General features: G+C 36.0%; 15 protein-coding genes. 12 read left to right on the forward strand and 3 right to left on the reverse strand.

The genetic code is table 11. The annotated features are described in order from the left end of the window. Positions 1–212 precede the first annotated feature (212 nt). The 10 genes from RCG17_RS20855 to RCG17_RS20900 all read left to right on the forward strand — a co-directional run bounded on the left by RCG17_RS20855 (position 213) and on the right by RCG17_RS20900 (position 8,138). The gene (locus tag RCG17_RS20855) at positions 213–1,424 is read left to right on the forward strand and encodes an EAL domain-containing protein (RefSeq protein WP_308171990.1); all 1,212 of its coding nucleotides are present in this window, start codon (positions 213–215) and stop codon (positions 1,422–1,424) included. A gap of 59 nt (positions 1,425–1,483) precedes the next feature. Then, a complete protein-coding gene (locus RCG17_RS20860) occupies positions 1,484–1,720 on the forward strand; it encodes a hypothetical protein (protein ID WP_308171991.1) in 237 nt (78 codons plus the stop codon). 262 nt (positions 1,721–1,982) lie between these two features. Then, a complete protein-coding gene (locus RCG17_RS20865) occupies positions 1,983–2,219 on the forward strand; it encodes a YkuJ family protein (protein ID WP_308171992.1) in 237 nt (78 codons plus the stop codon). Between the two features lie 307 nt (positions 2,220–2,526). After that, positions 2,527–2,979, forward strand: a complete 453-nt coding sequence (cbpB, locus tag RCG17_RS20870) for a cyclic-di-AMP-binding protein CbpB (RefSeq protein WP_308171993.1) — start codon at positions 2,527–2,529, stop codon at positions 2,977–2,979. 136 nt (positions 2,980–3,115) lie between these two features. Then, complete coding sequence (locus tag RCG17_RS20875) at positions 3,116–3,997, forward strand: transcriptional regulator CcpC (protein ID WP_308171994.1); 882 nt, start codon at positions 3,116–3,118, stop codon at positions 3,995–3,997. A 76-nt stretch (positions 3,998–4,073) separates the two neighbouring features. Beyond that, positions 4,074–4,775 carry a 2,3,4,5-tetrahydropyridine-2,6-dicarboxylate N-acetyltransferase gene (dapD, locus tag RCG17_RS20880; protein WP_308171995.1) on the forward strand — a complete coding sequence of 234 codons (702 nt, stop codon included), beginning with the start codon at positions 4,074–4,076 and terminating at the stop codon, positions 4,773–4,775. Positions 4,776–4,832: 57 nt separating this feature from the next. After that, positions 4,833–5,963, forward strand: a complete 1,131-nt coding sequence (locus tag RCG17_RS20885; RefSeq protein WP_308175903.1) for an N-acetyldiaminopimelate deacetylase — start codon at positions 4,833–4,835, stop codon at positions 5,961–5,963. 329 nt (positions 5,964–6,292) lie between these two features. Next, the gene (locus RCG17_RS20890; RefSeq protein WP_308171996.1) at positions 6,293–6,841 is read left to right on the forward strand and encodes a peroxiredoxin; all 549 of its coding nucleotides are present in this window, start codon (positions 6,293–6,295) and stop codon (positions 6,839–6,841) included. 69 nt (positions 6,842–6,910) lie between these two features. Continuing rightward, positions 6,911–7,366, forward strand: coding sequence for a TlpA family protein disulfide reductase (locus tag RCG17_RS20895; protein WP_308171997.1), 456 nt, complete (start codon positions 6,911–6,913; stop codon positions 7,364–7,366). Between the two features lie 94 nt (positions 7,367–7,460). After that, positions 7,461–8,138 carry a potassium channel family protein gene (locus RCG17_RS20900; protein WP_308171998.1) on the forward strand — a complete coding sequence of 226 codons (678 nt, stop codon included), beginning with the start codon at positions 7,461–7,463 and terminating at the stop codon, positions 8,136–8,138. A 53-nt stretch (positions 8,139–8,191) separates the two neighbouring features. On the opposite strand, the gene rnjA is transcribed toward RCG17_RS20900, so the two are convergent. Together rnjA and RCG17_RS20910 are read right to left on the reverse strand one after the other, a co-directional pair. Beyond that, complete coding sequence (gene rnjA, locus RCG17_RS20905; protein ID WP_308171999.1) at positions 8,192–9,859, reverse strand: ribonuclease J1; 1,668 nt, start codon at positions 9,857–9,859, stop codon at positions 8,192–8,194. Positions 9,860–9,865: 6 nt separating this feature from the next. Next, positions 9,866–10,075: a DNA-dependent RNA polymerase subunit epsilon gene (locus RCG17_RS20910; protein WP_308175904.1), complete on the reverse strand. Its 210-nt coding sequence runs from the start codon at positions 10,073–10,075 to the stop codon at positions 9,866–9,868. 510 nt (positions 10,076–10,585) lie between these two features. On the opposite strand from RCG17_RS20910, the gene RCG17_RS20915 reads away from it, so the two are divergent. After that, positions 10,586–11,356: a Cof-type HAD-IIB family hydrolase gene (locus tag RCG17_RS20915; RefSeq protein ID WP_308172000.1), complete on the forward strand. Its 771-nt coding sequence runs from the start codon at positions 10,586–10,588 to the stop codon at positions 11,354–11,356. Positions 11,357–11,454: 98 nt separating this feature from the next. On the opposite strand, the gene def is transcribed toward RCG17_RS20915, so the two are convergent. After that, a complete protein-coding gene (def, locus tag RCG17_RS20920; protein ID WP_308172001.1) occupies positions 11,455–12,009 on the reverse strand; it encodes a peptide deformylase in 555 nt (184 codons plus the stop codon). A 271-nt stretch (positions 12,010–12,280) separates the two neighbouring features. Between def and RCG17_RS20925 the strand changes: the two genes are divergently transcribed. Then, a complete protein-coding gene (locus RCG17_RS20925) occupies positions 12,281–12,940 on the forward strand; it encodes a YkyA family protein (protein ID WP_308172002.1) in 660 nt (219 codons plus the stop codon). Positions 12,941–13,063 lie beyond the last annotated feature (123 nt).

Raw genomic sequence — 13,063 nt, forward strand, 5'->3', positions numbered from 1 at the left:
AATATCAACAAGCCTGCTTTTATCTTTATTATACAACCTTTTTCCCGAAAATAGAAATTATGATAGGATAAAAAAATATACAATTTTTCCTAAAAACTATTTGAATTAAATGTAATGGTGGTTTATGTATTATTGGAAATACGTTTGGTGTGAAACGTATTCTAACATTTGATGTGGTATAATAGGGGGAAATCGTTTATGGAGGTACATAAATGGATGCATTGGATATCCTAACGGATCTTGAAAATGTCATTCCTTTTTTTCAACCGATTTTTAGTGCTGATGAACATCGTGTTATTGGGTACGAAGTTTTAGGAAGATATCTTTCAAATAACCAGCCCATTAGCTTAGGTCCTTTTTTTCAAGATGATCAAATACCAGAAGAATACAAATTTGAAGTTGATCAAGTACTGCTGGTCAAAACACTTGAAAAAGCGCTGGACCTTGAGGAAGATGTTAGCCTATTTTTTAATCGAACAGCAGATTTATTAATGTATGGTCATGGTGAACCATTTTTAAATGAACTCCTTGCTTTTGAAAAAAAGGGATTATTTATGGGGCGTATTGTCCTTGAGATATCGGAAAAAAGCTACAAGGGTGATTTGGACCAATTAGATCACTTGCTTCAATATTATCGAACATATGGCATAAAAATTGCGATTACAAAAATCGATAGCGATAGTAACTACTTTGATCGTATTGGCGAGCTTGAACCGAACATTATCAAAATCAACTTACAGGCTTTAAAATCAACTTCAATTGGAACGACGTTTAACGATGTTTTATTTTCTTTATCGATGCTTGCCAGAAAAATTGGTGCCACTCTTCTATTTGAAAATATCGAAATGGAACATCAGTTGCAATTTGCTTGGCGAAATGGAGGAAGATACTATCAAGGCTTTTACCTAAAAAAGCCTGCTGAAGATTTTATCCATGCAGACATGCTTAAAGACCGTTTAAAGGTTAAATTCCATGATTTTATCATGCTTGAAAAACGAAAGCTTGAGTCTATATATACCACAGCAGAAGTTTTTCAATCTAAAGTTCAAGAAATTGTGTTGAAAAGTAAAAAGTCTAATTATGAAGACTTATTCCAATTGCTCGTTAAAGAAATGGATCAAACTGCATTTCGAATGTATGTTTGTGACGAAGACGGCTTTCAGCAATCTCCTAATATTTTCAAAGGAAAATCTGGGTGGAGTATTCAGAAAGAATATATCCATAAAAATTGGAGCTGGCGTCCATACTTTTTAGAAAATATTATCAAGATGCGCAACGAAAGAAAAGGGATATTATCGGATCTTTATTCAGATATTGAAACAGGGGAGACCATTCGTACTTTTTCTTTCCCGATTAATACAAATGAATTTTTGTTTATTGATCTTTCGTATCATTATTTATTTGAACATGCGGACTTACTATAAGAATAATATGATCCTTGGGTGGGAAATTAACAAAAACGATACTCAAGGAGAATTTGCTCATGAATACGTTGATCAATGTTCTCTCCATCCTTATTTTTGGAATCCTGGCTTTTTCACTTGTAGCTACGTGGATGCTTGCTAGAAAGCAAAAGGTAGTTGATGGGGATATTGATACCAAAATGGCAAAACCAATTCAAGAACATGTTTATTTAAAAAACCCAATCTTTTTTTCTTATGGATTATTTTTTGTTTTAGTCCTTTTTATTATTTTATTTGTTGCCATCAACTTTCGATAGGCCTCCTATAAAGAGGTCTATTTTTTTGTGCTGCTGTAAAAAAGGTTGTTTTTTAGCGAATCCCATACTTTTTTGGAGAATTTTTTTAAAAATATTACTGAAATGCTTGGACAAATAGTGGGTCGTGCCTTATTCTGTTAATATTGGCATGTAATTCTTTTTCCGTTAGGAAAATTTTAAATTTAATCAATAAGGATAGAAACATGTCAAAGGTGAAACATAACAGTATAGTTTTGTTTCTGTTTGAAAGGAGAGGGAGCAGTTGTCACAGCTTCAAGGAATAATAACACGGTTAAAAAACCTTCAAGAGCAGGCCAGCGGAGGTGAACCGACACAACGCTTTTTTGAGGTAAATGGTGAAAAAAAATGTCAAGTAACGTTTCATCCAAAAACGGAAACGTTTGAATTAGAGATTTATAACGAAAAAGAAAAACCAAAGCGTTATCAGTTTGACAACATTGATATGATCACAATTGAAATTTTTGATTTGATTCAGTAAGGAACCTTTAAATGGGTTCCTTTCTTTTTTAAGTCATGTTTACCTCACCTATTTCAAACGTACAATATATATTGAGGTGAAAGAACATGATGCCAATTGTTAAATGCCCAAAATGCCAATATGAGTCGGAAATGACTCATGTTCTAACTGCACAATCGAATCAAAATGTTATTTTCCATTGCCCTCGCTGTCACTACACGGTAAGAAACATTGAGACAAGTAAAGGGTAAGTGCTTTCAAAACGGACATTTTTTAAAGGGCTGTGTTAGAATATAGATTAGAAAAAAACATAGGGAGTTTTTCGACGATGATTAGTCTTCATAGTGGGGAATTTTTAGAAAATAACATTCGGGATTTAATGATACCGTCCGAGCGTGTTGCCCATGTACAAATCGGAAATAATCTTGAACATGCTTTGTTAGTTTTAACAAAAAGTGGTTATACCGTGATTCCGGTTTTAGATCCTCATTATATACTCCATGGATTGATTAGTATGCCAATCATCATGGATTCCATTCTTGGACTTGAACGAATTGAATTTGAAAAACTTGAGGAAAAAAAGGTCGAAGAAGTAATGAATCAATCGGTTCCGCGTCTTAAGACAAGCGACTCCATGAATACGGCTCTAGAACTGCTAATCAATCACCCATTTATTTGTATTGAATCAGAGGATGGGGTATTTGAAGGAATTTTACCAAGAAGCACTGTTTTAAATCAATTAAGTAAACATATTAAAACATTAAATAAAAAAATGGATTAGTCTCCCTTTTATCATGGGGGGCTTTTCTTTCATTGCTTTGGTCAAAAACTCCCAATCATCGAAGCTTCATCATATTAAATGACATCATATATAAATCCACTTTATAATATAAGAAAACTTGCAAAGAGGGATGAAATTGTCCTCCTTATCCGAATTTCAATTATTATCTGTTTTGGCTCAAGAAATGAATATGCGAAAGGCCGCTGAAAGGCTGTTTGTTTCACAGCCAGCCCTTTCACAACGATTGCAAACAATTGAAAAAGAATGGGGAACTCGGTTATTTATCCGTTCACAAAAGGGGCTTGCCTTAACTCCTGCCGGGGAACATGTTATTCAATTTGTCGATGAAGTTCTCTCCAAACAGGAGAAAGTAAAAGAAACAATCCAATCACTTCAGGGAGATGTATCGGGAACACTTAAAATAGCGGTAGCTTCCATTGTTGGCCAAAATTGGCTTCCCAAGGTATTAAAAAGGTTTATTGAAAGATACCCGCACGTGAAAATATCTCTTATTACGGGCTGGAGTAGTGAAATTTTAAAATGTTTATACGATGATCAAGTTCATATTGGAATCATTAGGGGAGAACCTGATTGGAAGGGATTAAAAATTCATCTATTCAGTGACCCACTATATTTAGTTGATCGGGACATTACCAAACCAGAACAAGTACTGGAAACTAATCGTCCATTTATTCAATTTAAAAGTGACTCGAATTATTATCAGGAAATCAAGGATTGGTGGATGCGGCATTTTAAAACATCTCCAAAAAAGACGGTTATTGTTGACCAAATTGAAACCTGTAAACAAATGACCTTTAATGGGATTGGCTATTCCATTTTGCCCTTAATCACCTTAGGTTCAGCAGACAAAGACATCTTAAAAGTTCCGCTTTACGATGAAAATGAGCAGCCACTAAAACGTGATACATGGCTTTTGGGATATGACTCTGCCTTTCAATTAAAACAGGTCCAAGCATTTGTAGATTTAGTTAAGGAATACATCACTGAAAATCACTAACGGCTTTTTTCTTGTTTTCACTGCTTTTGTTTGCTAAAGTAATCTCTAGCAATACTATTGAGGAGGATTTATCGAAATGGATGCAAATGAAATTATTTCTTTTATTGCAAATAGTAAAAAGGCAACACCGGTTAAAGTTTATTTAAAAGGTGAACTAAATGATATTGATTTTGGAAAGGATTCAAAGGTATTTATTAATGGCTCAACCGGAGTAGTATTCGGTGATTGGGCTGATATCAATACTGCAATTGAGTCCAATCAAGCAAAAATTGAAGATTACGTCGTTGAAAATGATCGTCGCAATTCTGCTATTCCATTATTAAATACGAAAAACATTAAAGCACGGATTGAGCCAGGTGCCTTTATCCGCGACCAAGTTGAAATCGGTGATAATGCTGTTATCATGATGGGGGCTGTTATCAATATCGGTGCTGTCATTGGCGAAGGTACGATGATTGATATGGGCGCCATCCTTGGCGGAAGAGCAACAGTCGGGAAAAATTGCCACATTGGCGCTGGTACTGTTTTAGCAGGAGTAATTGAGCCGCCTTCTGCAAAACCAGTCGTTGTTGAGGATGATGTTCTCATTGGCGCAAACGCAGTTGTTCTTGAAGGGATTACAATCGGTAAAGGAGCCATTGTTGCTGCCGGAGCTGTTGTCATTGACGATGTTCCGCCTTATACAGTAGTAGGTGGTACACCAGCAAGAAAATTAAAGGAAATTGATGAGAAAACCAAGTCAAAAACAGAAATTAAACAAGAGCTAAGACAATTGTAAGTTTATTATATTATGAACAGCAAAAGCGTGGAGCGATCCACGCTTTTCTTAAAGGAGATAGCTTTTATGAATCCGTTTGTGAAAATCCGCAGAGATCTTCACCAAATTCCAGAACTCGGCTTTCAGGAATTTAAAACACAGGCATATTTATTAAATTATTTAGAAACACTTTCTCAAGAACGGTTAACGATAAGAAAATGGAAAACCGGGCTTTTTGTAAAGATTGCTGGAACAAATCCAAAAAAGACGATTGGCTATCGGACGGATATTGATGGCTTGCCAATTGAAGAAGAAACCCAGTTTTCTTTTTCTTCAACGCATCCTGATAAAATGCATGCCTGTGGACATGATTTACATATGAGTATTGCGCTTGGTGTTCTTACCTATTTTGTGGAAAATCAAATCAATGATAATCTCTTATTTATTTTTCAGCCAGCGGAAGAAGGCCCTGGCGGAGCACAGCCAATGCTGGAATCAGAGATCATGCAAGAGTGGCGCCCTGATATGTTTATCGCCCTACATATTGCTCCAGAGTATCCTGTTGGATCTATTGCCGTTCGCGAGGGTCTTTTATTTGCCAATACCTCTGAATTATTTATTGACCTTAAGGGAAAAGGCGGCCATGCTGCATATCCGCACAATACAAATGATATGGTGATTGCTGCCTGTTCCCTAGTCACTCAATTGCAGACAATTGTTTCCCGAAATGTTGACCCGCTGGACAGTGCTGTTATTACCATTGGAAAAATAACAGGAGGAACGGTTCAAAATATAATTGCTGAAAAAGCCCGTTTGGAGGGAACTATTCGCACTTTATCTCCGAAGTCAATGGAGAAAGTAAAGCATCGTATTAAAAAACTGATCTCGGGTATTGAAACAGGCTTTGAATGTGAAGCATCGATTGATTTTGGCGCAAATTACTATGAAGTCTTTAATCACCCAGAGCTAACGAGAGAGTTTATGGAATATGCAGGCCATGAAACAAATGCAAATGTGATTGAATGTAGAGAAGCTATGACAGGTGAAGACTTTGGATATATGCTAAAAGAAATTCCAGGGTTCATGTTTTGGTTAGGCGTAAATTCACCATTCGGTCTACATCATGCAAAATTAAATCCAAATGAAGGTGCGATCGAATTTGCGATTGAGACCATTACAAAATATATATCATTTAAAGGAAATCAGTAAATTTGTCCCAAAGTTTTCAAGTCCTATATATGATAAAATATTGAATTAATAACTTATCTTGGAAAACATCTTCGGTTAATTCAAGCCAAAATGGGGTAATCTTATTAAGGGAAAAATATTGATTATATTTAAAATAAATATTTATTTATATTAATTATAATTTAATATTGACTCTAAATAAGCTGTCGCTTATAATAAAAAATGTTAAGACGATAGCAAATGAGATTTGCTATAAAAGTTATCTCATTTTTAATAATAGGCTGTGTTAAAGGATATCAACAGACAAATTTAACACAGCCTAATAACAAAGATTATGGAGGGAATTAAACATGGCAGAACGCATGGTAGGTAAACAAGCTCCACGTTTTGAAATGGAAGCTGTATTGCCAAACAAAGAATTTGGAAAAGTAAGTCTTGAAGAGAATATGAAAAACGGAAAATGGACTGTATTATTCTTCTATCCAATGGACTTTACATTTGTATGTCCAACTGAAATTACAGCAATCTCTGATCGCCATGATGAATTCGATGATCTTGATGCAGTCGTGATCGGTGCTTCAACAGATACAATCCATACTCACTTAGCTTGGATTAAAACAGACCGTAAAGAAAATGGCCTTGGTGATTTAAACTATGCATTAGCTGCAGATACCAACCACACAGTAACTCGTGACTATGGTGTTTTAATTGAAGATAACGGAATCGCACTTCGTGGTTTATTTATCATTAACCCAGAAGGTGAATTAATGTACCAAGTGGTTCACCATAACAATATCGGCCGTGATGTAGATGAAGTTCTACGTGTTCTTCAAGCACTGCAAACTGGCGGTCTTTGCCCAGCTAACTGGAAGCCTGGACAAGCTACTCTAAATGTTTAATCACTAAATAAAACACGAAGACCTAACGAGTGTTAGGTCTTTTTTAATCAAGCTAGAGGAGGTCTAATAATGAAACTTCGTGAACCAATGCCGAAACTTACTGGGGCAGTTGAGTGGTTAAATGGTGAGGTATCAAGGGATGAATTAGTAGGTGAAAAACCAACATTAATTCATTTTTGGTCGATTAGCTGCCATTTATGTAAGGAAGCAATGCCGCAGGTTAATCAGTTCCGCGATCAATATAAAGATAAATTAAATGTTGTGGCTGTCCATATGCCAAGATCCGAAAACGACTTGAATATAGAAGAAATCAAGCAGGTTGCTGCCGAACATGGAATTACACAGCCGATCTTTGTAGATAGTGAACATAAGTTAGTCGATAAATTCGAAAATCAATTTGTTCCAGCCTATTACGTCTTTGACCGTGAAGGTAAACTTCGCCACTTCCAAGCAGGCGGAAGCGGCATGAAGATGCTTGAAAAACGTGTAAACAGAGTATTAGATGAAATGGAAAAAACAGAATAAGGAAATTTAAGGGACTGTTCTGATTAGCGAATAGTCCTCTTTCTTTTTTTCATGTGCTAGAATAAAAAGTACAAAAATGAAAAGATGGGGGGATATGATGCGAAGAGACCCTGTTAAAAAGGACTTTGCGGTGATTGGATTAGGCCGCTTTGGTGGAAGTATTTGCAGAACGCTATCTGAACAAGGGAAAGAAGTTCTCGCCATTGATAAAAGTGAAGAAAGAGTCAATGAATTTTCGATGATTGCCTCTCATGCGATTGTCGGCGATGCAACCGATGAAACCGTGTTAAAAGGTATCGGAATACGAAATTTTGACCATGTAGTTGTGGCAATTGGCGAGGATATCCAATCTAGTATTTTGGCAACGCTTATTTTGAAAGAGCTGGGTGTAAGACATTTAACAGTAAAAGCACAAAATGATTATCATGAGAAAGTTCTTAGAAAAATTGGGGCAGATGAAGTGGTACATCCTGAAAGGGATATGGGAATTCGAATCGCTAATAAAATGACATCAAATAATGTCCTGGACTACCTAGAGCTATCGGATCAATATAGCATTATTGAATTTATTGCTAATGAAAACATGGGTAAGCATACGCTTCTAGAATTGGATATCCGCAGAAAATATGGGATTACCATTGTAGCAATCAAAAGGGACAAAGAAATCATAGTTTCTCCACAGGCAAAAGAAAACATCCATAAAGGAGACGTTCTTATAGCCATTGGAGATGTAGACAATCTAGAAAAATTTAAGAGGAAAGTTGTTGAATAAAATAAAAAAGGAAGAAATGCTATCCAGCATTTCTTCCTTTTTATTTTTGATGATTAAACTTCCATAATGATTGGTAAAATCATTGGTCTGCGTTTTGTTTTTTCATAAAGGAACGGAGCAAGCGTATCGGTGATCTCATTTTTGATTTCGGACCATTGGCTTGTTTTTCTTTCCATCACTTTTTGTAGATGCTTTGTAATTAAACTTTGGGCATCGTTAATTAAGTCGCCAGATTCACGCATGTAAACAAAGCCGCGTGAGATAATATCCGGTCCTGCTGCAACCTTAAATTCTTTCATGTTTATACTCACAACAACGACGACTAAACCTTCTTCAGAAAGAATTCTGCGGTCACGAAGAACGATATTACCAATATCTCCGATACCGCTTCCATCTATGTAGACAGAGCCGGAAGTAACTTTACCAGCCACTTGAGCAGAATCACTCGAGAGTGCCAAGACTTCCCCGTTATCCATGAGGAAACAGTTTTCTTCTTTTACACCGCAATCAACGGCAAGTTTCGCATGCATTCTTTGCATCCGATATTCACCATGAATTGGCATAAAAAACTTAGGCTTGATTAAGCGAAGCATCAATTTTTGCTCTTCTTGACCGCCATGCCCAGAGGTATGAATATTATTTAACTTACCATGGATGACTTCAGCTCCGGCACGGAAAAGCATATTAATAGTTCTGCTGACACTGATTGTATTTCCTGGAATAGGTGAAGAGGAAAATACCACTGTATCGCCAGGAATTATTTGAATTTGTCGGTGTGTGCCATTAGCTATTCTCGAAAGGGCAGCCATTGGTTCACCCTGGCTTCCTGTACAGAGAATCGTTACTTTATTTGCTGGCAGCCGATTGATTTGATTGGCCTCAATAAAGGTATCTTTTGGGGCTGTAACATAGCCTAAATCAAGACCAATATTGATCGCAGCTTCCATGCTCCTTCCAAAAACAGCAACTTTTCGGCCGTTAACAACTGCTGCTTCTACCACTTGCTGAAGTCTATGGATATTGGAAGCAAAAGTAGCAAAGATCACACGTCCTTCAACTTTACGGAAAATATCATCAATACTTTCTCCAACCCGACGTTCTGACATGGTAAACTCAGGGACCTCGCTATTGGTGCTATCAGAAAGCAAACATAGTACGCCTTCTTTTCCGATCTCTGCTATTTTTGTCAGGTTTGCAGGTTCACCAACGGGAGTAAAATCGAATTTAAAATCACCTGTATGGACAATTTGACCTGGAGGCGTTTTAACAACAATACCATATGAATCAGGGATACTATGGGTTGTCCGAAAGAAGGTAACGGATGTTTTGCGGAATTTGATGACATCGTCTTCTTTAATTTCAATCAACTTTGCATTTCGAAGAAGGCCATGTTCTTCTAGTTTGTTCTTAATTAATCCAAGTGCAAGTTTTCCTCCATAAATAGGTACATTTACTTGCTTTAAAAGATAGGGAATACCACCAATATGGTCTTCGTGACCATGAGTGACAAATAACCCTTTGATTTTCTCTGCATTTTTAACGATATAGGTATAATCCGGAATGACATAATCTATGCCTAAAAGCTCGTCCTCAGGAAATTTTATACCGGCATCAATTAAAATTATCTCATCCTGGAATTGTACTGCATATGTGTTTTTGCCAATTTCGCCTAATCCCCCCAGGGCAAAAACAGCAGTTTGATCATTCTTAACAAATTTCATAAATTATCAAATCTCCAATACTTTAAAGTGTTCATTTTGTTTTTCATATTCTAAGTATGCTCCTGTAACAGGTTTGACATATTCGATGTTATACGCACGATCTGCTATTTTTTTTCGAACATCTCTTTCAGATTCTCCATTAATAAATAATGTTTTTGTATTTTCTCTGACCGGTACCTGATGCAAACTTTCTTGATAAAATACTTTGAATAACATTTTCATCGCTCCTAACTCCGCAATAACTTTTTCTATTATATAAAAAATTTACATCTTTTTCATATTATTTCATAACAAATCCATCGTTGGACCCGAATGTTTGTGAAAAAAGAGTAAAAAAGATCGCTATTAGACAAATGTACAATAAGGAAGGAGCCCTTCGCAACTTTGAAGGGCTCAAAATTTTTAGGCAATAGATTTTTTTCGTAATAAATCTTTCCACTGTTTTAAAAGCTTGCTTCTTAGCTTCTTCAACATAGTGGATCATCTCCTTATATCTTATTTTATACGATCCTTGTCCAATGTAAAGAAGCCAGGTCCATTTCGTAGATTTTTTTGTGAAAAAACGGCTTCTTTTTGTTATTATTATATGATTAGTTTGCGGATTTTTTCATGGATAAAGATGGAATTGCCGATCTTTAACCAAATTGACAAATTTTAAACAAAAGTTTACTCTTTAATTTTAGAAATTTATTTAATTATTACTGCTTTAGAAAAGGAGTTTAATAAATGAAAAAAATTGTTTTTTTTGATATAGACGGCACTTTACTGGATCATGATAAAAACTTACCTTTAAGTACGATGCGAGCATTAAAGGAGTTGAAAAATAATGGGGTGTTTGTGGCAATTGCGACTGGCAGGGCTCCCTTTATGTTTGAAAGCCTGCGTGAGGAATTAGAGATCGATTCGTTTGTAAGCTTTAACGGGCAGTACGTCGTATTTGAAAATCAGGTCATTTATCAAAATCCACTTGATACAAATGAGCTTAGTATGTTTTTAAAAGAAACTAGAAAAAATAATCACCCGCTTGTTTTTCTGACAGAAAAAACGATGAAAGCTAGTGTCGACTATCATCCGTTTATTGAAGAAAGCCTAGGTACCCTTAAATTTCCACATCCTGAAGAGGATGTGCACTTTTATGAAAGCCGAAACATCTATCAATCATTGGTATTTTGTGAAGAGCAAAAGGAACAATACTACCGAAGTGAATATCCAGGTTTTAGCTTTGTTCGTTGGCACCCCTATTCAGTCGACGTGCTGCCATCCGGGGGTTCAAAAGCAGAGGGAATAAAGAAAATGATCGAACGCTTGGATTTTAAACTTGAAGATGTCTATGCATTTGGTGACGGTTTAAATGATATTGAAATGTTAAAAGCGGTTGGAACAGGTGTTGCCATGGGGAATGGTACCGATGAGGCGAAAAGGCACGCTAATGTCATTACTACTGATGTCGATAATAATGGAATTTGGAATGGTCTTAAAGAGTTAAAGTTAATATAAAAAGCCGGGCCACTTGGTCCGGCTTTTTCTTTGGCTAATAGGAAAGTATAAGTCTTCGCCCTTTAGGGCTCGCCAATCGGCGATTTTTCTTTAGAATCTTACCTCTCAATGGCAATTGCATCAGGAATTGGCTTATGCGGATCTTCCTTATCAATATGATCGTAAAACATGATTCCATTTAAATGATCAATTTCATGCTGGAATACAATAGCAGGCATTCCCTTAAGACGAAGTTTTACTTCATTCCCATCGACATCGTACCCCTTAACGGTTACTCTGGCATGCCGAGGAACATAACCAGGAATCGACTCGTCTACTGAAAGGCACCCCTCACCAGATAGAAGGTACGATTTTTCAACAGAATGGCTTATGATTTTCGGATTAAACAACCCATAACTATACAATTTCCCTTTGTCATCATGGACATGTACAGCAATCATCCGTTTAGAAACATTAATTTGAGGGGCAGCCAGCCCGATTCCACCACGGAGTCCATATTGTGCTGCAATTTCTTCAATTTGGCTGTTGATCACATATTCTAAAAGCTCATTAAGGACTCTTTTATCTTCATCTGATGGCGGCATAGGAACCTCAGCCGCAACTTGCCTTAAGGTAGGATGGCCATCACGAATAATATCCTCCATCGTCAACATGACAATTTCACTCCAGTACTAGCAACATTTTTGCAGTTTTCTTTTTATTTTGGCTGTGTTAAAGGCCTTAATTTAATACTTTAAACGGGCGCTCCCGCTTCTCCTTTTAAGTCTATCAAATAATTCATGAAAAGTTAACAAATGAATAGATAATGAGTAGGTTATTAATTGATTAGACAAAGAAAGTCCATCCCAAATCATCGAAAAATCCTATTGTCACGTAATTAAAGTATGGATATAGTTGAAATAATAATCATGATCGGAGGGAAATATGATTAGTCGGGGGATAATAATTCTGCCTTTTATCATAATTGTATTTAGCACTAGTCTAGCGGGATGCTTTCAACAAGAAAAATCTGCTGAAAAAATGTACTCAGTTCTTGAAAAAGTTGCCGTAAATGAAAAGGACTTTGAACAAGCACAGGACCCGCTTGTACAAAAAGAGAAAAAAGAAAAAACGCTTTATGATAAGATCATTGAACTAAATACGAATCAATATGATGACAAAGTCAAACTTTCTAATGAAGCTTTAACAATGGTAAACGATCGAAAAAAATATATGGAAACAGAAACAAAAAGTTTACAGCAATCAGAAAAAGAATTTAAAAAAGTGGTCACTTTAAAAAATAAAATGGATGATAAAAAATTAAATTACGAAGCAAATCAGCTTTATGATCTAATGATGGACCGCTATAAAGCCCATCAAGTTTTATCCAAAGAATATCTCGCAGGGGTATCAGAGGATCAAAAATTATATCAGATGTTTAAGAACCAGAATGTTACAGTCGAAAACTTGGAAGGGCAAATTAAAGAATTGAATTCCATTTACAAAAAAATATACGCAGCGAATAATCAATTTAATCGACTAACCCAGCAATATAACGAAAAGAAACTTCAATTTTACAAAAATGCAGGCATTATAAAAAAATAACCAAAAAAAGAATCAGCATATGCTCGGTTCTTTTTTTGGTGTTTGTGTCAAGATGACTTTTGACCATTCAGTGAACTTTTCTATAACAATTTGTGAAAACGGAATGTGTTTGTAATACAGATT

Source organism: Neobacillus sp. PS3-12 (genome assembly GCF_030915385.1).
Lineage (GTDB): Bacteria > Bacillota > Bacilli > Bacillales > Cytobacillaceae > JAEVLT01.

Coding starts and splice junctions, on each gene's coding strand:
- RCG17_RS20855 (WP_308171990.1), top strand. CDS start 213: ATGGATGCATTGGATATCCTAACGGATCTTGAAAATGTCATTCCTTTT.
- cbpB (WP_308171993.1), top strand. CDS start 2,527: ATGATTAGTCTTCATAGTGGGGAATTTTTAGAAAATAACATTCGGGAT.
- RCG17_RS20915 (WP_308172000.1), top strand. CDS start 10,586: ATGAAAAAAATTGTTTTTTTTGATATAGACGGCACTTTACTGGATCAT.
- RCG17_RS20900 (WP_308171998.1), top strand. CDS start 7,461: ATGATGCGAAGAGACCCTGTTAAAAAGGACTTTGCGGTGATTGGATTA.
- RCG17_RS20860 (WP_308171991.1), top strand. CDS start 1,484: ATGAATACGTTGATCAATGTTCTCTCCATCCTTATTTTTGGAATCCTG.
- RCG17_RS20895 (WP_308171997.1), top strand. CDS start 6,911: ATGAAACTTCGTGAACCAATGCCGAAACTTACTGGGGCAGTTGAGTGG.
- rnjA (WP_308171999.1), bottom strand. CDS start 9,859: ATGAAATTTGTTAAGAATGATCAAACTGCTGTTTTTGCCCTGGGGGGA.
- RCG17_RS20910 (WP_308175904.1), bottom strand. CDS start 10,075: ATGTTATTCAAAGTATTTTATCAAGAAAGTTTGCATCAGGTACCGGTC.
- dapD (WP_308171995.1), top strand. CDS start 4,074: ATGGATGCAAATGAAATTATTTCTTTTATTGCAAATAGTAAAAAGGCA.
- def (WP_308172001.1), bottom strand. CDS start 12,009: ATGTTGACGATGGAGGATATTATTCGTGATGGCCATCCTACCTTAAGG.
- RCG17_RS20925 (WP_308172002.1), top strand. CDS start 12,281: ATGATTAGTCGGGGGATAATAATTCTGCCTTTTATCATAATTGTATTT.
- RCG17_RS20890 (WP_308171996.1), top strand. CDS start 6,293: ATGGCAGAACGCATGGTAGGTAAACAAGCTCCACGTTTTGAAATGGAA.